Raw genomic sequence first — 18,270 nt, 5'->3', positions numbered from 1 at the left:
TGGTGGGGAGGCGCTTTTTTGTGGGGAGGCGCGCTTTAACGTCCCGGCCTGCTGACACGCACGCCCGCGACCGCCACGAAAATTTGTCTGCGCCACCTCAATCCGGGTGGCACTCGTCCATTTATTGGGCGCTGAGTAATTTGCGTGGCGTGGGTGACACGCGCTTGGGTCTTCGGGGAAAGCCAGCGTTTACCGCGAGGAACGTCAGGAGCAAGCATCCGCTCATGAGCAAGCCTGCGTCCGGCAGGACGACGTCGTAAGTGAATCCGTCGATCTCACCCACCTGACGCTCAGGCTTGTTGTAGCCCCAAACCAGAAGCAGGGCGCCCGCCACAGCGAGAACGATATACACGGCCCAATTTCCCACCCACCAAAGGCTCAGTCGACGATTAAGGCGGAGGGGAAGACCCAGGGCCACGGCGAGGCCCATTGCAAAAATCGGCCCTGTCCGGCCAGTCGGGTGGCCGCACCCAGGCGGGGGGGGCTGCCCCTTGGCCTGAAATCGCCGATCCTGATTTGGTTGTTCCCCCATGTCAGCCATTATGCAGGGTTCTTACTCGCCTTCGGCAGCTTTCTCGGGCTATGCACTCTGCGGGATTGTGCGGCGACGCCACCGAAGAGGCAGTGCCGCGTTGACCAAGAGGAACGCTAGTAGGAACCACCCGCCGCAAAGTAAGCCGGGGTCCGGCGTAACGACGTCATAGGCGACTCCATCCAAGATGCCAACCTGTCGCTGGGTTTTGACGATGCCGGCGACCATGAGCCCTACCGCGACAGAAGCAATGGCAGTATGAGCGTGTCCGTTCCCAGCCCACCAGCGATTGAGGCGCGGAGCGAGACGAACTGGCAGACCCAGCACGATAACGGCAACGATGGCCAAAGTTGGAATTATCACGCCGCCCAACAGAAACCCGACGATCCCCGCCAAACCGTCATAATCGCTGGTTAAGGACACTTGGATCATGACCCAAGTGGGGGCCAATAGTGCTAACGCAATTCCCAACTGACCGAAATTCGTCATGCCCGCTGTCCCATACCGCTCTTTGGGGAGGGCGGCGAGCGTTAACGGCGGTGGGGTCGGCCCTGGTACTTGGTACTGCCAGCTCGCGTCCTGAAATCGAGACTGCAGGGTAACCGGGTAGCGCGGCGGTCCGGCGTTGATACTGCCTTCGTTAGTGTCACTCGATGTCCCCATCCTGCAATTATGCAGGCCTCTTACTCGCCCTCAGCAGCTTTCCTTGCCCGATATGCCGCGACGTGGGCTCGGTTGGCGCAGTTGCCTGTGTCGCAATAGAGCTTGGAGCGGTTGCGGCTGAGGTCAAGGACCACGGCGTCGCAATCGTCGGCGGCGCACACGCGCATGCGATCCATTTCCTGGCTGCGGATCACGTCAATGATTGCCATGGCAGCTTCTGTGCCCATGCGGTCGGCCAAGGGTGCTTCCGGGGTTGTGGCGTGGAGATGCCAGTCCCAGTGATCGTGCTTGACGAGCTGCGGGAGTGCCTTGGCGTCAACCAGCAGTTTGTTCACAGTCTTTGCGGCGGTGTCCTCATCGGCGGACCACAGTGATGCCAATTCGCTCCGGAGGCGCTTGATACTGCGCAATTCCGCTTCGTCATGAGTCCTCGAACCGGAAAATTCTTCGGCCGCCAGAAACGCGTCGAGATCCTCCACGGACGTCAGGGAATCCTCGCCGTTGGCCGCTGTGTTGACGAGATTTACGACGCTGCGAAGTGCAATCTCGGTGTCAGGCGCAAAATGCACTTTGACTCCTTACATGTTTCGGGAGTACTGTCATGACCATAAGCCCACTTTACTCCTGACAGGAGGCTGCTGTGTCAGCTACAAAGACGAAGGCTGATGCAAAAGGTTTCCTGGCCTCAGGAGTCGGCATCGCTCTATTTTCCTCAGCGGTTTTCGGCACGTCGGGCTCCTTCGCTAAATCCATGCTGGAAACCGGCTGGTCACCTGGCGCTGCCGTTGCCGTGCGACTCACCGGTGCCGCACTGATTCTGGCGATTCCCGGCGTCGTAGTTCTCCGCGGCCGCTGGCACCAGCTTAGGGACAACTGGCTGACTATCCTGCTGTTCGGGCTCATCGGAGTCGCCGGCTGTCAGCTGTTCTACTTCAATGCGGTGGCCCGGCTGTCCGTAGGTGTCGCACTGCTGCTCGAATACCTGGCTCCGGTGATGATCGTGCTGTGGCTTTGGATCGCCAGCCGACGCTGTCCCCGGGCCCTCACCGCTGCCGGCGCACTGCTTTCGCTGGGCGGACTGGTCCTTGTCCTGGACCTGACCGGTGCTGTGAAGGTGGACTTCATCGGCGTCCTCTGGGGCATGGCTGCAGCAGTATGCCTGGTGATCTACTTCTTCATCACAGCCAAGGAAAATGACACTCTTCCTCCACTGGTGCTCGCCTCGGGCGGGCTTCTGGTGGGCGCGTTGGTCATGTGGCTGGTGGGTGCCTTGGGGCTGATTCCCATGACTTTCAGCACCGCTGATACCACCCTTGGACCATGGACAATACCGTGGTGGGTATCCGCCGTGGGACTAGTAATCCTTGCGACCGTCCTCGCTTACGTTTCAGGGATCATGGCGGCGCGCAGCCTGGGGTCCAAAGTGGCGTCATTCGTTTCGCTGACAGAGGTGCTGTTCGCCGTGATCTGGGCCTGGCTGCTGTTGGGCGAACTGCCGGGTCCCATCCAGTTGGTGGGCGGACTGCTGATTGTGGGCGGTGTGGTCCTGGTCCGCGTGGACGAATTGCGCGGCGACCGCAAGGCAGCCCGAACCGCTGAAGAGGCCGTGCGCGCCAGGGTCCTGGATCACGCGAACGACGTCGAACCTGTCCCCTCGGGGCCTGTCGCCAAGGTCCCACGGGACTAAAGGGCGACTGCAAGTTTTGATCCTGGAAAAGCGAAAACCCCGAACGCCTTTGCGTCCGGGGTTTTCCCAACTGTCTTAGTTGGAAGCCTGCTGCTGCTGCTCAGCGTTCTTCTGAGCGCGGTCGCCGGCTTCGCGAAGGGCGTCGGCAACCTTCTTCAGGTTGGAAGCGTGCTGGCTGTCCCACTCGCCGCGGAACTTGTCAGCGTCCGGGCCCTTCCAGTCGGTGCCGTCAAGGGCACCCTTGAGCTGTGAACGCTGCTGCTCGATGTTCTCGGCACCAGCCTTCAGCTTGTTACCGAGCTGACGAAGCTGATCAACATCTGCACCCCAAATAGCCATGAGATTCTCCTTCATTTGTTCGGACCCGAGCTCTTCGGCATCCCCAGCGGCCTCCGGCTCATCCGGAAGATCCAATAGCTAAAACCTATCGTGGGATTCCAAAGAGCGTCGATGGGCACCCCTCCCCATGCAGCACTGCCCATAGTTAGCATGGGGTTATGTGCCGGAATATCAGGACTCTCCATAACTTCGAACCACACGCTACGTCGGCAGAAGTGGAGGCCGCCGCGCTGCAATATGTGCGCAAGATCAGCGGGTCCACCAAGCCGTCCAAGGCCAATGAGGAGGCTTTCGCTGATGCCGTCCACGAGATCGCCCACATCACTCAGCACTTGCTGGATTCGTTGGTGAGCCATGCCCCCGCGAAGAATCGTGACGAGGAAGCCGCCAAGGCAAAGGCCCGGGCTGCTGTCCGCTTTGGGACGGCTTAGCGGGTACAACCCTGCAAAGTGAATAGCAGCACATGACGTTCCGGGAACCCGGAACGTCATGTGCTGCTAGGTAGTTGGCGCTACTTCCCGAACGAGCGCAGCCGCAGGGAGTTCGCCACAACAAGCACGGAGCTCGCTGCCATTGCTGCGCCCGCGATCATCGGATTCAGCAGTCCAAGAGCTGCCACCGGGATACCAATCGCGTTGTAGAAGAAGGCCCAGAACAGATTGGTCTTGATAGTGGAGAGCGTCTTGCGGGACAGCTCAATGGCCTGGACGAGCTGACCCAGATCGCTGCCCATTACCGTAAGGTCCGAGGCTTCGATCGCGACATCCGTGCCCGATCCCATCGCAATGCCAAGATCGGACTGCGCCAACGCTGCGGCGTCGTTCACGCCGTCGCCGGCCATAGCCACAGTTGCACCGGAGTCCTGAAGCTTACGCACCGCGTCCACTTTGCCTTCGGGCAAGATACCAGCGAACACGTCATCAGGAGAAATCCCGACGGCGGCAGCTACCTGGGCGGCCACGGCAGCGTTATCACCCGTCAGTAGCATCGGACGAATTCCCAGGTCCTTCAGCCGCTGGATCGCAGCAGCCGAGCCGGGCTTGATGGTATCGCTCAGGCTGACGATGCCCGCAGCTTGTCCGTCCACCGCAACCCAAATTGCGGTGGCACCGCTGTTCTCCTGGGCTGCGAGTTCGTCCCGTTGGCTCGAATCGAGGGCAATGCCGTTCTCCTCAAGCCAGCCTGAGCGCCCAACGACAATCGTTTTTGCGGTGCCGTCTAGGGACACGGTTCCCCGGACTCCGCCGCCAGGAGCGGAACTGAAGTCATCCACGCCCGGAAAGGTACCGGCGTCGGGCATTGCTTCCTTGGCCGCTGCTGCAATCGCGTGGGCGATGGGGTGCTCCGATGCCGACTCAACCGCACCGGCAAGCGTCAGAACTGCGGCCGGTGAGTGGCCGTTGAGGGCGACCGTATGATCCATGGCCAGCTTTCCGCTGGTCACAGTGCCGGTCTTGTCCAACAGGATAGTGTCCACGTGGCGGGTGTCCTCGAGCACCTGCGGGCCCTTGATGAGGATGCCCAGCTGGGCGCCGCGGCCCGTTCCGGTCAGCAGGCCCACAGGAGTTGCGAGGCCCAAGGCGCAAGGGCAGGCGATCACGAGGACAGCAACCGCAGCGGTAAACGCCGCGTTGAGGTCGCCCGAGAAGAACAGCCACAACAGGAACGTCACCAACGCAAGCACCAGCACGATCGGCACGAACACCGCGCTGATCCTGTCCGCCAGACGTGCGATCGGCGCTTTTCCGGTCTGCGCCTGGCTGACCAAACGGCCCATCTGCGCCAGGGTGGTGTCGGACCCAACCCGTGTGGCTCGTACCAACAGACGGCCAGAGGTGTTGATGGTGGCGCCTGTGACCTGACTGCCCGGACCGACTTCGACCGGAACTGATTCGCCGGTAACGAGAGAGGCGTCGACGGCGGACGCGCCGTCAATGACCACACCATCCGTCGCGATCTTCTCACCAGGGCGGACCACAATGACGTCATCTACCAGGAGTTCTTCTGCAGGTATTTTCTGCTCCCGGCCGTCCACCAAAATCGTGGCATCCTTGGCGCCAAGATTCAGCAGGGCTTTCAAAGCGTCGCCTGCCTTGGCCTTCGCATTCGCTTCCAAATACCGGCCTAAAAGCAGGAACGTGGTGACAACCGCGGCGACTTCGAAATACAGGCCACCGCCGGACATACTTTCCATGCCGGGATGCTCAGTCATCCGGGGATCCGCGAACAACTGCCAGGCGGAGTAGAGGTAAGCCGCGATCACCCCGATGGAAACGAGCGTGTCCATGGTGGATGCGAAATGCCGGGCGTTGATAGCAGCGGCCCTATGGAACGGCCACGCAGCCCAGCTGACTACCGGCAGCGCCAGCGCACCCACAATCCAGCCCCAGTTTGTGAACTGCAGGGCGGGCACCATCGAAATGGCGAAGGCGGGGATGGTCAGTATGGCTGCCGTGATCAGGCGTGGGCGGAGTGTTGACGCGGCCGGGCCGTGGGACATGTGATCTGCGTGGTCGGCGTGATTCTCGTGCCTGGTGTGTTCGGCCGGCTCGGGGTGGTCGGTGTGCTCGGCTGGCGCGGAACCGCCGGCGCCATGCTCTGCATGCTCGCTCGTGCCTCGCTTAGACGCATGCTGCCGCACGCCTCCGGCGGTTCCGCTGTGGGCGTGAACGCTTCCGCCGTGGCCGCCTCCGCCGGGCACACCCAGCGTTGTCTGTTCCGGTGTCATCGTGCCGTGATGGGTGGACGTATTTTGGTGGTCCTCGTGGGCCGAGGGGTCATTCGTGAGCTCCGTGGGGGTGAGTCCGACGGGGTTCGCGCCGTAATCGTGGCGCTCGCGGGTGTGGGGGGCCGGGGGTTGGCGGACTTTGGCTTTGTAGCCCGTGGCATTGACCGTGTCCACGATTTGTTGGTCCGTTACTGTGGCCGGAACGGTCACATGGGCTGATTCCAAGGGCAGGTTGACGCTGGCTTCAACGCCTTCAAGCTTGCCGAGCTTCCGCTCAACTCGATTGACGCATGAGGCGCAGGTCATGCCCTCTATGTCCAGTTCGATGACCCGGGTTTCGGACTGATTGAAGGTCTCCTGGTTACTCAAGAGGTCTCCTAGGCTTCGTTGGCTACCACCAGGTAGCCAGCTTCAGCAACGGCCTCGCCTATTTCTGAAGGCGAGAGCTGGTTCGTGGATTTGATGGTCACGGTGGACAGTCCGCCGGGGTTGAGGTCCACTGAGACCTCTTCCACGCCGTTAAGTGCTTCGAGTTCCTCGCTCACGCTTGAAACACAGTGGCCGCAGGTCATGCCGGAAACGTTGACGTTTGTCTGGATGGTCTGGCTCATGATGCGCTCCTTTGTAGTGAGTTGAATGGTGTGGTGTGTGGTGGCGGAGTTACCGCAGCAGGCGCCCGATGGCATCGGTGGCCTCCTTCACTTTGGCGTCGATCTGTTCGGCGCGGGCTTCCGGGTTGGGCTCGGAGGCAGCGCCAACCACACAGTGGCCGATGTGCTCCTCGACGAGCCCAAGGCTGACGGCGTGCAGGGCTTTCGTGGCAGCAGCTACCTGCGTGAGGATGTCGATGCAGTACTTGTCCTCTTCCACCATGCGCGCGATGCCGCGGACCTGCCCCTCAATGCGTTTCAGGCGGCGCAGGTATGCATCCTTGTTGCTCGTATAACCGTGCGGCGCGGCGTGCTCCAGATCCACTTCAATGGTCGGGAAGTCACCGCCCGGCTGACTAATACTCAGGTCTGCATTGCTCATGCATTGAATGTATACCCCTTGGGGGTATCAAATCAAGTACCCCCCAGGGGTATCTCGCTAGTTGTTGCCAAGGAGCGCGAAGCAAGCCGGCGATCACGTAGTCTTTGCTTTGGCGGAAGGAGAATGCCGCTGAATCCGCTTTTCTCAACGGAGGACACGTGAAAACCTCACCGCTCGCCATAAATCTCGATCCGGCCGCCTTTTTCCGCGCCAAGCTGCAGTGCGAGATCGACGTCATGGAAGTGGCCGAATCGGAGCCCGGTTCCCTCGTTGTGGTGGACACACGCAGGCAGTCCTCATGGGACCACGGGCATATTCCCGACGCGGTACATATTCCGACTGCGCAGATTCCGGCGATGGCTGCTGGCTTGATCCCGGCGGGTTCAAAAGTAGTGGTCTACTCATGGGGTCCGGGATGCAACGGCAGCACCTTCGCGGCGCTCGCATTCGCCGAGCTGGGATATTCCGTGAAGGAAATGATAGGCGGCATCGAGTACTGGATCAGGAATGGCCTCCCAGTCGAGACTGCTTCCGGAGTCAGCTCGCAGAAGCCCGATCCACTGGTCACAGCTCACAAGTACGGGGACGGCTTGAAGGATTCTGCCCAAGACATCGCCCGAACCTCGGGCCGGTGATGTGAGGAACTTCGGCCGTCAGGCTTTCTTCAGTTCCTGGGCGAGCATCACGAGGATTCCGCTGGGGCCTCGGAGGTACGTGAGTTTGTAGACGTCGCCGTAGGTCGCCACGCCGCGAAGCGGATGGAATCCGTGCTTTGCAGCTACGTCGAGGGCCTTATCGATATCGTCGACCGAAAAGGCCACGCGGTGCATGCCAATGTCGTTGGGGCGCGTGGGGTCAGACTCGATCGCTTCCGGGTGGATGTATTCAAAGAGCTCAAGGCGACCCTGACCGTCCGGAGTTTGTAGCATCGCGATCTTGGCATGGTTTCCATCAAGTCCTACAGCCATATCGGCCCACTCGCCGCTGATCGTGTCACGGCCAATGACCGTAAGACCGAGGTCGGTGAAAAAGGCGATTGCTGCTTCGATATCGCGAACAGCGATACCGACATTCTCAAATTTGATGGCCATGCGTTGAAAGCTACCAAGGTCTGGCGATTGGCTCCAGTGATGGGGCGGCGCCGCCTGTTCATCCAGGTGACGGCTCGACTTCCGGTTCCCGTAGCTTGGCTCACGTAATTTGGCCGGTGCCCCCAAAGCCAAACCGATCTCTGGAGCCTGACATGTCACTCACCCAACGTGCCCTGGGCGTAGCCACCGCCTTGGTCCTCAGCGCCATCCCTGCATTGCCAGCGCAAGCGGCCCCGAGCGTAGACGCCAGTGATTCCTCCTTCACCTTCGGCGTGATCGGGGATGTTCCGTACGGTCCCGCCCAAGTCGAACGCTTTCCGCAGATGGTCACCGAACTGAACAACCAGGACGAGCTGAAGTTCGTCACGCATCTGGGCGACATCAAGGCAGGATCCGCTCAATGCACGGACGAGTACTTCGCCGCTATCAAGACGCAGTTTGACCGTTTCGAAGCTCCGCTCATCTACACGCCCGGCGACAACGAATGGGTGGACTGCCACCGAGTCAACAATGGCGCCTACAACCCGCTGGAGCGGCTCGACACCTTGCGCGAAATGTTCTTCAACACTCCGGGAAAGACCCTGGGTGGCAACATGCCGGTCAAGTCCGCCGCGGAGCAGGGGCTGCCCGAAAATGTGACATTCAGCAAGGAGCGGGTCGCCTTCTCCGTCATCAACGTCCAGGGTTCCAACAATTCGCTCGCGCCCTGGTCAGGTCTCGGTGAGACCGTGCCCAATGAAGCTCAACTTGCGGAGGTCCAGGCAAGGACAGCAGCGGATGTCGCCCAGTTGCAGCGAACATTTGCAGATGCCAGGAAGGCCGACTCGCGCGCCGTCGTGATCATGACCCAAGCCGACATGTTCGACCCGTTCATGCTCTCGCAGGGTGCCGAGGCGAACCCGGAGCTCGTGAGCGGCTTCCGCCCGATCGTCGAGGCAATTGCTGCCGGGTCCGCGTCCTACGGCGGCCCCGTCTACATCTTCAACGGCGACAGCCACGTCTACAACGACGATGCACCGTTGACCGCGGGCTCGCCGTGGCTGGGCATCTACGGCGTGGACGCTGCAGAGAACATCCGCCGCGTGACCGTTGAAGGTGCAGCAACGTCCAACGAGTGGCTGCGTGTGACGGTTGCTCCCAACAGTTCTCGGGGCAGCGATGTTCTGAGCTGGCAGCGCGTTCCCTACGCGTCCTGAACCACGCAAGAAGGCTCGACGTCGGCACTCACCCGGGTGCCGACGTCGGGGCCTTCTATTCGGTCTCGGCTTCCTTCAGAACCAGCGCGGTCCCCTGGAACGCCCGCAGTTCGAGGAAGAAGCTGCCGAGATCATCCACTTGCCCCACGTTTTCGCCACTGAAGAGATCGTGGACGCTGGCGCCGGGGACAAGATGCGAGGACTGGATGCTGCCGGCGATGTCCTGGTCGGAGAAGTTCAGGACGGTGACTTCAAGCTCGCCGCTGCCGAGTTGGTTGACCAGGACGAGCAGCCCGCGGTTGGAAACATCGGGCACGTCCAGCAAAGTGCTGGTTGCGATCCCTGATTGTTCCCTTACTTTCAGGATCTGCTGCAGTCGCCGGGCGTAGGAGCCTGGATCGTTGAGCTGTTCAGGCAGCGGACCGTAAAGACTGGTAGCGCGTGGCATCCCGGCCAAGGACGTCTTGGCATCGGGGCTCGTCCCCATGAGGTCGTGTGCTCCGCGGTTGATCCAGCGGGTGTCGCCCTGCGAAGTGAGCTCACGTACGGTGGCGCGGTCCAGGGCTGTGATGCCGGTGAGGTCCCAGCCGGAAAGGGCGAAGACTCCGGGCTGCAGCGCGTTGTACATGGACAGGAGCACGTGGGCGTCAAGGACCTGGGACTCTTGCTCCTTGGTGATGGCGGCGGGGTTCTTGACGCCCAGGGCCGCCATGATGAAGCTGACGGTGGTGCAGGCGATGCCATTGGTTGTGAAGACCGCGTTGTACGGGCCATTCTCGCCCGTGAGGCGTTCCCGCAGGGTGTTCTGAACTTTCTCGGCAACCTCGGCACCGGTCAGCTCTTCGCCGGCAAGCTCGAAGATGTCCTCCCGGTGGCCAGCGGCAAAGTGGAGCAGTTCGTAGGTCAATTCATCGTGGTTCTGCAGCGCGTGCACCAGGGAGGCCTGGTCCACGCCGATCTCCATGGCAAGCCGAAGGGTAAGCCGCAGGAACTCGGTATCACCGGTGACCAGCGCGTAGTGGTAGGCGGGCCTGGTGATGAAGTCGTAGGACAAATCCGGGCCCGATTCGGACTGAGTCTTGATGTCGTCAATGGTGAGGTTGAGTTCCTGAAAAGAGAACCCACCCACCTTGCGGATCATGGAGCCAATGAGCTGGTTCGCTGCCTCGGACAAGGGGTGGCCTTCCGACCAGCCCGGCTGCTCCTCAGCGCTCTTCTCCACGCCGAGGAACCCGTTGGCATCCAGCCGCAGGGCGCCGGTGCCCAGGTCCAGGAGGGAGTGCAGCGCATCGCCCACCACCAAACGCATCCCGGCGAAGGTTGGGTCCAACCAGTTGATGGACGGCTGTCCGGCCTTGAAGTAGTGCAGATATACCCAGCGACGGGTTTTGCCGGTGGTATCCACGATCGGCCTGGTGGCGCTCCAGTTGGTCTCCTTGACCCCGGGCTCGTAGAAGATCACCCGTTGGAGCCTGCCGATGATGTACCCGGCCTTTTGCAGGGCCTGCTCCGCGTCGGGACTGATGTTCACTGAGTCTTCGCCCTCTGGAACATCAGGCAGCAGGTGCCAGTCTTCCTCGGGGATGTCCACCATGTGGTAGATGCCCGGGTAGTCGCGGAAGTTCATCTCGGCAAGACGGAAATCCGCGCCCTTGCCCGTGTGCCCGGGCACGATGTCGTCGATGACCGTCCCCTCATGATCTGCGGCGACTTCGCACATCCGGCGGAACTCTTCTTCGGTGCCGAACGCGGGATCGATCGCCATGCTGATGCGGTCAAAGTGACCATCTACGCTAGGCGTTTGGGACCAACCGCTGATGCCTCCGGCCAGCTTGACGGGTCCGGTGTGGAGTCCACGGATGCCGATCTCCCGGAACGCTTTCCATAGCCCCGGATCTCCCAACGCGGACAGGAATGACTGGCCCTCGCGGGTGATGAAGGAGAGAGGGTAGGCCGTGAACCACACGGGTGCGCGCTCCACAGCCGCCCTGGGATTTGGCCGGGCGTAGGCGTTCTGCCACATACTCGCCTGCCCTGAGAGTTGCCGTGCCATGGTGTTCGCGTCGCCGAGCATCGACTGGTTCCGAAGCCAGTCCACATACGTTGGGTTGCGCCCGTCGAATTCCAAGGAGGGGCGGGCTGCGAAGAATTGCCGCCTGCGCGCTATTGGACGCAGGGCTTTCGGGCGGGCCGGATAGAACTGTTCGTCGAAAGTAATTTCCGCCGGCTCGGATACTGCAGTGTCATCGGCCTCCGCGCCATTCGTAGGCTCTGCACCGTTCACACCCTCTGCAGGCTCAGCGCCGTCCGTGGGCTTAACGCCGTCCGGTTTCGAACCGTTGGCCGGCGTATCCTGCCCCCCGGAATCTCCTGCGAGGCTTCGGTTCTCTGACACGTTCTCGCTGGCTATGGGCTCCCGCACAGTTTTCTCCTTTACGCGGTCGCCGCTTTCGCGCCGACCTTCCGAGGGGTCGTTCAAGAGGTCGCGTACTCCGGCTTCCCGGAGTCTTCATGCTAAGCACCGGAGTACACCATTTGTCGACCCATGACTGACCTGTGGGTTGCCGAACCACCCGAAAGGCTCGACGACGGCCCTCAGGTGAGTGCCGGCGTCGAGCCTTGGCGGTTGCTTTGGTCAGCCCTGGTGCAGTGCTTCCTGCCGGCGCTCCTCCAGGGCATTGCGGACACGCTCCACGTCCCGCGGGTAGCAGAAGTAGAGGGCGGTGAGGACTGCCGCATTGACCAGCATGAGGATCACCAGGGTCCAGAGGAACACGGCCTGGATTCCGAGGCTTGAGGCCAGTGCGCCCGCTCCGAGGGAGAAGACGGCCCACCCGATGGTCTCGAAAACGGTCAGGAAGATGGCGAAGGCCTGGCCGCGAAGTTCCGGCAGGACGACGGCCGCGACGATCGGACGGTTGGCGGGCGGATTGGCTCCTTGGGCGAAGCCGATCAAGGCCCAGAACGCGCTGTAGATGCCGATGTTGTCGTAGTCGAATTGGGTGGCGAAGAATGCGACGGCGGCGAAGAGAACCTGGGCGCCCTGCAGGTAGGCAACCCGGCCGCGATCGGGAAGCACCCGGTCCAGGAGGGCGACGAGCCAGCCACCACCCGCGGTTCCGGCAAAGTAGCCAAGCCCAAAGGGCACCAGGACGATGGCCGCGACAGCGTTGGTGAACCCCCGTTCCACCACGAGGAACTGGATACCGAAGATCGCGATGAGGAGGTGCCCGGACAGCAACCGCGAGAGCATCATGATGGAGAAGCTCGGAATCCGGAACAGCGAGGCCACGGAGCGAACAGTGACTTTCGGGGCGAGTCGTTCGCGGCCGCTGAGGTCTGCGAGCTGCTTCTCGGAAGCGCCAACTCCCGGGTCCTTCAGGAGCAGTGCCACAAGCAAGCCGGCCAGGAGGCAGATGCCACCGATGGTCCACATCCCGAAGCGCCAGCCGTCAGTAATGCCCGTAAACAAGGCGATGAGCGGGGCAATGAAGGAGCTGATAAGGCTCATGAATCCGTAGAAGTAGCCCGCAGCCTTGCCCCGCTGGCTGTCATCGAAGGAGTCCGCGATGATGGCGTTGGCGATCGGGCTTCCACCGATGATCGATGCCGACATCAGCGTGTTGAGGATCAACAGTTGAACGAAGTCCTGGGAAAAACCTGCCGCTATACCAAAGACGCCACCGGCCAGGGTAGTGGCGATCAGCGCTTTCCGTCGGCCGATCTTTCCGGCAAGCCAGGCCCACGCCGGACCGGCAGGGACAGCAATGATTTTGCCGAGTGCGGCCAGCAGGCCAAGGTGGCTGCTCTGCAGTTTCAGGGCCGCCGCAATGGTCGGGAAGAGGGTGGCACTGAGGCCGGCTTCCGTATGGTCCACGACGGTAACGCCGGTGAGGACAGCGAGGTTTCGCCAGCGGTGGGGGACTTTGCTGGCCTGGGCTGCTCCTTCTGCTGGAGCTTCCGTGGCGAGGGCGGGGCTGGGTTGGGTGGTCATGGGCTGTAGGTCCTGTCTACATTGTCAGGCTGGGTTGGGGATGTGTCACTGGCTTGGAGTTACGCCGTGGGGACGGCAGCCAGTTCCTCGGCAATGGACCCGAGGGCGCTCGAGGGAACCGGGATGACGGCTGCGAACTGGTAGAGGCTGAGCTGGGCGGGGATGTTTACCAACTCAGTGCTGATGAGGTCGGGGAGGTACCTCTCCACGGCTTCGCGGCCGCGGACGTCCTGGAGCAGTTCCAGAAGGGGCAGTGCCAGGGCCGCCCCGCCGTCGCCGAAGCTGTCGATCGGAGGCAGGGGTTCCAAGGCGAGCCGCGCCCTGTCCGCTTGCTGGGCGGCGAGCAGGTGCTGGGCTGTGGGTTCGGAATCGAAGGGAATTCCGAGCCGCTGGAACTGGCTTTCCGGTGCATCGTTGGCGTGCATGAGTTTGGCCATTGTTTTCAGAAGGCGCAGTTCCAACTCGTCATCGATGATCGGGTTCGTTTGGTGTGGGTCGTTTTCCACGTCGAACAGGAGGGATCCGTGGACCCACGAGTTCATCATGGAGGTGGTCTGGAGTAGCATTGTCCGCAGCCCCTTGGTGAAGCTGAACGCTTCCGCAGGTTCCCACTGCGCGAGTTCGGCCGTTGAGAACCGGGACCGCATGTGGGTGGGCATCAGCGTGTAATCCTCCAGAGGAGCGTTGGAAGGATCGACGGCGGCACGCATGTAAACGTAGCGGCCGTCAGTGACGTTGACGTGGCCACCGTGAATACCGAACAGGGCCGCCTCGCGTACTTCGCTGTCATCCTGCAGCACGGCGGCAAGGTCCTGGCCCTGCATATCCTGCGTAGGTTCGACGCCGAAGAAGCGCAGCATGGTGGGTGCGATGTCGATGGTCTGGGCAAGAGCTCCACGCCGGGTGTCCTTGCCGCCGGTGCGCGGGTCCCACAGGAACATGGGCAGGTGAACCAGCTCGTTGAACCATGGCTGAACAGACTTGGCCCACCAACCGTGCTCCCCCAGGAGGAAGCCGTGGTCCGTGTTCACCAGGAGGAGGGTGTCTTCCCAGAGGTTGTACTGATCCATGGCATCCAGAACCCGTCCGAGCGACTTGTCGCACATCGAGACCAAAGCGGCATATTCGTAGCGGGCGTGCTCCACCTGATCCTGAGGCTCGGTGACCTTCTGATATCCAGGCCAATCGAATTCGGGGCCATCGTAATCATGCTCGTACAAGGCCTTGTATTTGCTGTGGGTGAAGAAGGGCTCATGTGGATCGAAAAGCTCGATCTGGAGCATCCACTTGTCTGCTTCATGGTTCGTATCGATGAAGTGCAGGCCGGCGTCGACAGTTTTGGTCTGGGAGTGGTCAGCCTCGGTGGGCATGTAACTGCGGTTGATGAGGTCCTGACGCTTCATCCCGGCACGCCAGTCCTGGCTTCCGCCGGAAGGATTTACTACACCCTTCCAAGGGTCGCCTTCCTGGCCACGGAAGAACTCCCAGGTTGTGTAACGCGGGTGATAGGTGGCGCCTCCGTCCTCCCAGTAGTGCGGGTGGTCTGACACGAGATGCGTGTGCACTCCTGCCTTTCCGAGCATCTCCGGCATGGAATCGTCGAACGGTTCCAGTGGCCCCCAACTGCGGTGCAGGAAATTGTGGCGGCCCGTGTGCATCTCGCGGCGGGCTGGCATGCAGGGCATCGAACCGGCATAAAAATTGTCGAACGTGGCTGTCTTTGCTGCGAGGCGGGCAAAGTTGGGGGCGTCTACGAACGTGTCCGCGGCGTACGGGGAGAGCATGTGCCTGTTGAGGCTATCGAACATGAGAATGATGGCCTTCATGGTCGCAGCTCCGCCGGTACTGCGGTGAGCGAGCGGGACGACAGCTGTCCATCCAGGAGCTCCTTGCGCAGGCTGATGAGTCCAGCCACGTGGGCGTCGATGGCGCTCGCGCCCATGAGGTGCAGGCGCTCTCCCACGGATTCGGCCAGCTCCGTGTCAAAGGCGATGGTGGGAGCCCATTGTTCCCTGCGGTCGCGGTTGCGGTAGCGGGCGATTTCGTCCTGGCGGGTCTGGATTTCGACGTCCAGAATCTGGAGGAGTTGCTCGGCGCTCATGAAACCGGCAAAGGACAATCGCGCGGCGAGTTCGGGGTCCTGGAAACGGCTGGCCGGGTGGTACGGGCCGGTGAGCCAATCGAGGAACACCGTGGCTCCTTCATCAGTGACGCGGTAGGTCTTTGCGTCCTGTGCGCCGGGCCGTGGGTCCACGCTATGGGTCACCCAACCCTGACTCTCCATGCTCCCGAGCGCGCGGTAGACCTGGCTCATCTGCGTATTTGAGCGCAGGAAGCGGCCGTGGGTGTCCAGGAACTTCTTGATGTCGTAGCCCGTGCTCGGGTGCTCCAGCAGGACTCCAAGAAGGATGTGTTCGAGCTTCATTGTTCTCTCCATTGGCGGGTCATTGCGTGATGCGGATCACGTCTTCTAAGAAAAGAATGACACAAGTGGAATGGTGAGTCAATGACACAAGTGGAATGCTTTTGGTTGCCTAGGCGCCAAGGCAAGTTCCGGCGTCGAACCTTAACGCCGAAGCCTGTGTACACAAGGAGGGCGGGAGGCGAAGCTTAAGGGGCACGTGCACCCAGGGGGAGTTCCGAATGTACAAAGCGCCGAACAAGGCAGTCACGGACAGCCGGCTCGATCACGCATTCTTCGTTCTCGGGGGAGCTGCTGCCGCATGGCTGGCGTTCCTGTTGGTGGGGGAGAGCTTCCACTTGGGATGGGGCCAGGTGTGGTTCTCCTTTGTGTTCTGGGCCTTCCTGGCCTACCTGTTGCTGCCTCGCCTTCACCGGATCCTGACCACCATTTACGTTCCCGGCTACTTCATCGGCCGCGCCCGAACCAGTGACGGACTGCTCGGTGACCCGGTGAACGTGGCGCTCATGGGCACCGAGCCGCAGATCCACGCGATCATGAGGGCTGCCGGGTGGACCATTGCCGACGACGTGACCTTCGCCAGCAGCCGGCGCATCGTGAGCTCGACACTTTTGAGGCAGAGCTACACCCAGGCGCCCGTCAGCCCCTTGTACCTCTTTGACCGTCAGCAGGACTTCGCCTACCAGCAGGAAGTGGACAGCAACCCCGGCAAACGCCACCACGTCCGCTTTTGGCGCTGCCCCGAGGGTTGGATGCTGCCCGGCGGGCACAAGGTGGACTGGCTCGCCGCCGGCACTTACGATCGAAGCGTTGGCTTCTCACTCTTCACCCTGCAGATCACGCACAAGATCGAGCAGAATACGGATGTGGAGCGGGACCACATCGTGCGGACGGTGTCTGAGGCTGAGCCTGCCGTAACCGTGCGTGTCATCAAGGACTTTTCCACCGGATATCACTCGCGCAATGGCGGAGGGGACTCGATCTCCACAGACGGCGATCTGCCCATCATCGACGCCCGCCGTGTGCCCGTCCCCGCCGACCAACCAGCCAGCCAGACGGACAGCCGCGACCGCCGTCCCGCACCCACCATGACCGGCGCATTCCTCGTGGTCATCCGTGCCTTGGCGGCGCTGGCTTTGGCCATCACGTTGCTCACCTCGGGCGGCGACATCACCATCGAGGACGCCAACCTTGACCCGCAAACCACGACGGCGGCAATCGTCACCATAGCTGCGATCGTCCTGGTCTTCGGGCTCGGCGAGGTATTCCTTGCCTGGCGGATATTCCTCGGCAGCAACGGCGCCCGCGTGATTGCGATGGGACTCAGCTCCATCTCGATCGTGGTCCAAGCCATCGATGCCTCCACGGGGACCACCAATCTCACGCTTGAGGCAGGCCTGTCCGGCTTGGCCACGGACATCCTGGTGCTCCTGGCCCTGTCCAGCCAACGGGCCAGGATCTATGCCAAGCGCCAGCGGGTGCCGGCCGTCCCGCCGTCGGTTGTTCGCCGGGTGGCTTCCTGACCTTCTTTCGGCCCGGGGGTCCCGTGGCGCGCCGAGAAATGCGGCGTGTCGGCGGGCTGTTAGCGTCAAAGTGGGTGAGGAAGCAACGGGCCTCGCGCTAGAAATCCTCGGGAACCAATGAGTAGCCTGCTCCCACGGGATACGCCTCGAGATCCGCTTGGCTCAGAACGGCGCCGATGCACTCCGCTGAACCTGCGACAAATACAGATCTGGCGTAGATGTCGTTCCCCACGAACCATGCGCCGTCGTCGGGCAACCATGTCATCGCGAGCCTGTTGGGCGGCGAGTCGATGGGGTCAAGGGCAAGATTGAGTGTCCCATGGCGGACACGCATCACCCGGCCAAGGCCCGCTGTCACTGTTGGCGACCGGACCACCTCATCCTTGAGACCGCTGTATCCCTCCCAGGCAAGGAAACTGGCGTCCTCTGAAGACGTATGCCTTGAAAGGACTGCAAGCAGAGGCCGCGCCACGTGCTCATCAATGGTGCCCATGCTCGGTTCAAAGTACGGCCCCAGATTGGGTGACGCTGCTGCGACTACGTCGTTCCATTGAGTTTCTGAGTTAACCGGCATGGCGTGGCCAGCGATGTCGGACCAACGGAGCCATTTGCCACCCGGAGCCAGGACGGGGTTCAGTACACGGATCACGTGGGCGAAGCTTTGAGGTATCAGGGATGCCAGCGAGCCCAGGCGATGGCTCGACACTTCTCGAAGATAGGTATCGAGGGCTTGGCTCATGCTCGGCGTCGTCACGAGCCCATCCTGTCATCATGCGACCAGCAACGGGCCTCCTAGCAACGCTTGCGCCTCGTCCACAGGCCCACGTAGCCTCGCGTAGATGAGCGATGACACAAAGCCCACCTTGGACCGGAACAGCCGAGCGGACAAATACGGGAGCTCGGCATTGCTCCCAGTTGGAATCGTCTTCCTCGTTGTCGCCGTGATCATGGCGATCATAGTCAACCCTGCCTGGATCGCATTCCTAGGCATGGGCATCACTTTCCTCATCCTCGGGATCCAAAATCGCCGGAAGAACAAGAGCGAAACTCCCGCACCCTAGCC

At 61.7% G+C, this 18,270-nt stretch carries 19 protein-coding genes; 6 read left to right on the top strand and 13 right to left on the bottom strand.

Annotated elements, in window-relative coordinates; all coding sequences use genetic code 11:
- Nucleotides 1-121: 121 nt before the first annotated feature.
- The 3 genes from AC1DD5_RS07330 to AC1DD5_RS07320 all read right to left on the bottom strand — a co-directional run bounded on the left by AC1DD5_RS07330 (nt 122) and on the right by AC1DD5_RS07320 (nt 1,764).
- The gene (locus tag AC1DD5_RS07330; RefSeq protein ID WP_477521030.1) at nt 122-352 is read right to left on the bottom strand and encodes a hypothetical protein; all 231 of its coding nucleotides are present in this window, start codon (nt 350-352) and stop codon (nt 122-124) included.
- 228 nt (nt 353-580) lie between these two features.
- Entirely contained in the window at nt 581-1,021 is a 441-nt protein-coding gene (locus AC1DD5_RS07325; RefSeq protein ID WP_477521029.1) for a hypothetical protein, read from the bottom strand.
- A 194-nt stretch (nt 1,022-1,215) separates the two neighbouring features.
- Nucleotides 1,216-1,764, bottom strand: coding sequence for a CGNR zinc finger domain-containing protein (locus AC1DD5_RS07320; protein WP_442017221.1), 549 nt, complete (start codon nt 1,762-1,764; stop codon nt 1,216-1,218).
- Between the two features lie 71 nt (nt 1,765-1,835).
- Here AC1DD5_RS07320 and AC1DD5_RS07315 point away from each other — a divergent pair, with 71 nt between their 5' ends.
- Nucleotides 1,836-2,882 carry an EamA family transporter gene (locus tag AC1DD5_RS07315; RefSeq protein WP_477521028.1) on the top strand — a complete coding sequence of 349 codons (1,047 nt, stop codon included), beginning with the start codon at nt 1,836-1,838 and terminating at the stop codon, nt 2,880-2,882.
- Nucleotides 2,883-2,957: 75 nt separating this feature from the next.
- Here the strand turns inward: AC1DD5_RS07315 and AC1DD5_RS07310 are convergent, their stop codons facing one another.
- A complete protein-coding gene (locus AC1DD5_RS07310; protein ID WP_011776688.1) occupies nt 2,958-3,221 on the bottom strand; it encodes a WXG100 family type VII secretion target in 264 nt (87 codons plus the stop codon).
- 158 nt (nt 3,222-3,379) lie between these two features.
- Between AC1DD5_RS07310 and AC1DD5_RS07305 the strand changes: the two genes are divergently transcribed.
- On the top strand, nt 3,380-3,652 hold the full coding sequence (locus AC1DD5_RS07305) for a DUF2277 domain-containing protein (RefSeq protein ID WP_477521027.1): 273 nt from the start codon (nt 3,380-3,382) through the stop codon (nt 3,650-3,652).
- Between the two features lie 80 nt (nt 3,653-3,732).
- Here AC1DD5_RS07305 and AC1DD5_RS07300 read toward each other — a convergent pair whose 3' ends face one another.
- The 3 genes from AC1DD5_RS07300 to AC1DD5_RS07290 are packed head-to-tail and all read right to left on the bottom strand — an operon-like array spanning nt 3,733 to nt 6,981.
- Nucleotides 3,733-6,318 carry a heavy metal translocating P-type ATPase gene (locus tag AC1DD5_RS07300; protein ID WP_477521026.1) on the bottom strand — a complete coding sequence of 862 codons (2,586 nt, stop codon included), beginning with the start codon at nt 6,316-6,318 and terminating at the stop codon, nt 3,733-3,735.
- 8 nt (nt 6,319-6,326) lie between these two features.
- Nucleotides 6,327-6,560, bottom strand: coding sequence for a heavy-metal-associated domain-containing protein (locus AC1DD5_RS07295; protein ID WP_442004887.1), 234 nt, complete (start codon nt 6,558-6,560; stop codon nt 6,327-6,329).
- Nucleotides 6,561-6,609: 49 nt separating this feature from the next.
- A complete protein-coding gene (locus tag AC1DD5_RS07290; RefSeq protein ID WP_442004886.1) occupies nt 6,610-6,981 on the bottom strand; it encodes a metal-sensitive transcriptional regulator in 372 nt (123 codons plus the stop codon).
- 236 nt (nt 6,982-7,217) lie between these two features.
- Here AC1DD5_RS07290 and AC1DD5_RS07285 point away from each other — a divergent pair, with 236 nt between their 5' ends.
- On the top strand, nt 7,218-7,616 hold the full coding sequence (locus AC1DD5_RS07285; protein ID WP_477517627.1) for a rhodanese-like domain-containing protein: 399 nt from the start codon (nt 7,218-7,220) through the stop codon (nt 7,614-7,616).
- 18 nt (nt 7,617-7,634) lie between these two features.
- Here AC1DD5_RS07285 and AC1DD5_RS07280 read toward each other — a convergent pair whose 3' ends face one another.
- Nucleotides 7,635-8,072: a VOC family protein gene (locus AC1DD5_RS07280; protein ID WP_477521025.1), complete on the bottom strand. Its 438-nt coding sequence runs from the start codon at nt 8,070-8,072 to the stop codon at nt 7,635-7,637.
- Between the two features lie 152 nt (nt 8,073-8,224).
- On the opposite strand from AC1DD5_RS07280, the gene AC1DD5_RS07275 reads away from it, so the two are divergent.
- On the top strand, nt 8,225-9,268 hold the full coding sequence (locus AC1DD5_RS07275; protein WP_477521024.1) for a hypothetical protein: 1,044 nt from the start codon (nt 8,225-8,227) through the stop codon (nt 9,266-9,268).
- Between the two features lie 55 nt (nt 9,269-9,323).
- On the opposite strand, the gene treS is transcribed toward AC1DD5_RS07275, so the two are convergent.
- The 4 genes from treS to AC1DD5_RS07255 form a co-directional block, all read right to left on the bottom strand.
- Nucleotides 9,324-11,486, bottom strand: a complete 2,163-nt coding sequence (treS, locus tag AC1DD5_RS07270; RefSeq protein ID WP_477521131.1) for a maltose alpha-D-glucosyltransferase — start codon at nt 11,484-11,486, stop codon at nt 9,324-9,326.
- A gap of 417 nt (nt 11,487-11,903) precedes the next feature.
- Complete coding sequence (locus AC1DD5_RS07265; protein ID WP_477521023.1) at nt 11,904-13,262, bottom strand: MFS transporter; 1,359 nt, start codon at nt 13,260-13,262, stop codon at nt 11,904-11,906.
- 59 nt (nt 13,263-13,321) lie between these two features.
- Complete coding sequence (locus tag AC1DD5_RS07260) at nt 13,322-15,088, bottom strand: sulfatase family protein (RefSeq protein WP_477521022.1); 1,767 nt, start codon at nt 15,086-15,088, stop codon at nt 13,322-13,324.
- Complete coding sequence (locus tag AC1DD5_RS07255; protein ID WP_477521021.1) at nt 15,085-15,687, bottom strand: PadR family transcriptional regulator; 603 nt, start codon at nt 15,685-15,687, stop codon at nt 15,085-15,087. The genes AC1DD5_RS07260 and AC1DD5_RS07255 overlap by 4 nt, the downstream gene beginning before the upstream one ends.
- Nucleotides 15,688-15,905: 218 nt before the next feature.
- On the opposite strand from AC1DD5_RS07255, the gene AC1DD5_RS07250 reads away from it, so the two are divergent.
- The gene (locus AC1DD5_RS07250) at nt 15,906-17,207 is read left to right on the top strand and encodes an LssY C-terminal domain-containing protein (RefSeq protein ID WP_477521020.1); all 1,302 of its coding nucleotides are present in this window, start codon (nt 15,906-15,908) and stop codon (nt 17,205-17,207) included.
- Between the two features lie 97 nt (nt 17,208-17,304).
- On the opposite strand, the gene AC1DD5_RS07245 is transcribed toward AC1DD5_RS07250, so the two are convergent.
- Nucleotides 17,305-17,961: a hypothetical protein gene (locus AC1DD5_RS07245; protein WP_477521019.1), complete on the bottom strand. Its 657-nt coding sequence runs from the start codon at nt 17,959-17,961 to the stop codon at nt 17,305-17,307.
- Between the two features lie 85 nt (nt 17,962-18,046).
- Here AC1DD5_RS07245 and AC1DD5_RS07240 point away from each other — a divergent pair, with 85 nt between their 5' ends.
- A complete protein-coding gene (locus AC1DD5_RS07240; RefSeq protein ID WP_477521018.1) occupies nt 18,047-18,268 on the top strand; it encodes a hypothetical protein in 222 nt (73 codons plus the stop codon).
- Nucleotides 18,269-18,270: the final 2 nt, after the last annotated feature.

Source organism: Paenarthrobacter sp. 10L420, from assembly GCF_056395385.1.
This window is presented reverse-complemented; position numbering and strand designations above follow the sequence as displayed.

Coding starts and splice junctions, on each gene's coding strand:
- AC1DD5_RS07325 (WP_477521029.1), bottom strand. CDS start 1,021: ATGACGAATTTCGGTCAGTTGGGAATTGCGTTAGCACTATTGGCCCCC.
- AC1DD5_RS07310 (WP_011776688.1), bottom strand. CDS start 3,221: ATGGCTATTTGGGGTGCAGATGTTGATCAGCTTCGTCAGCTCGGTAAC.
- AC1DD5_RS07305 (WP_477521027.1), top strand. CDS start 3,380: ATGTGCCGGAATATCAGGACTCTCCATAACTTCGAACCACACGCTACG.
- AC1DD5_RS07295 (WP_442004887.1), bottom strand. CDS start 6,560: ATGAGCCAGACCATCCAGACAAACGTCAACGTTTCCGGCATGACCTGC.
- AC1DD5_RS07290 (WP_442004886.1), bottom strand. CDS start 6,981: ATGAGCAATGCAGACCTGAGTATTAGTCAGCCGGGCGGTGACTTCCCG.
- AC1DD5_RS07285 (WP_477517627.1), top strand. CDS start 7,218: ATGGAAGTGGCCGAATCGGAGCCCGGTTCCCTCGTTGTGGTGGACACA.
- AC1DD5_RS07280 (WP_477521025.1), bottom strand. CDS start 8,072: ATGGCCATCAAATTTGAGAATGTCGGTATCGCTGTTCGCGATATCGAA.
- AC1DD5_RS07275 (WP_477521024.1), top strand. CDS start 8,225: ATGTCACTCACCCAACGTGCCCTGGGCGTAGCCACCGCCTTGGTCCTC.
- AC1DD5_RS07265 (WP_477521023.1), bottom strand. CDS start 13,262: ATGACCACCCAACCCAGCCCCGCCCTCGCCACGGAAGCTCCAGCAGAA.
- AC1DD5_RS07260 (WP_477521022.1), bottom strand. CDS start 15,088: ATGAAGGCCATCATTCTCATGTTCGATAGCCTCAACAGGCACATGCTC.
- AC1DD5_RS07255 (WP_477521021.1), bottom strand. CDS start 15,687: ATGAAGCTCGAACACATCCTTCTTGGAGTCCTGCTGGAGCACCCGAGC.
- AC1DD5_RS07250 (WP_477521020.1), top strand. CDS start 15,906: ATGTACAAAGCGCCGAACAAGGCAGTCACGGACAGCCGGCTCGATCAC.
- AC1DD5_RS07240 (WP_477521018.1), top strand. CDS start 18,047: ATGAGCGATGACACAAAGCCCACCTTGGACCGGAACAGCCGAGCGGAC.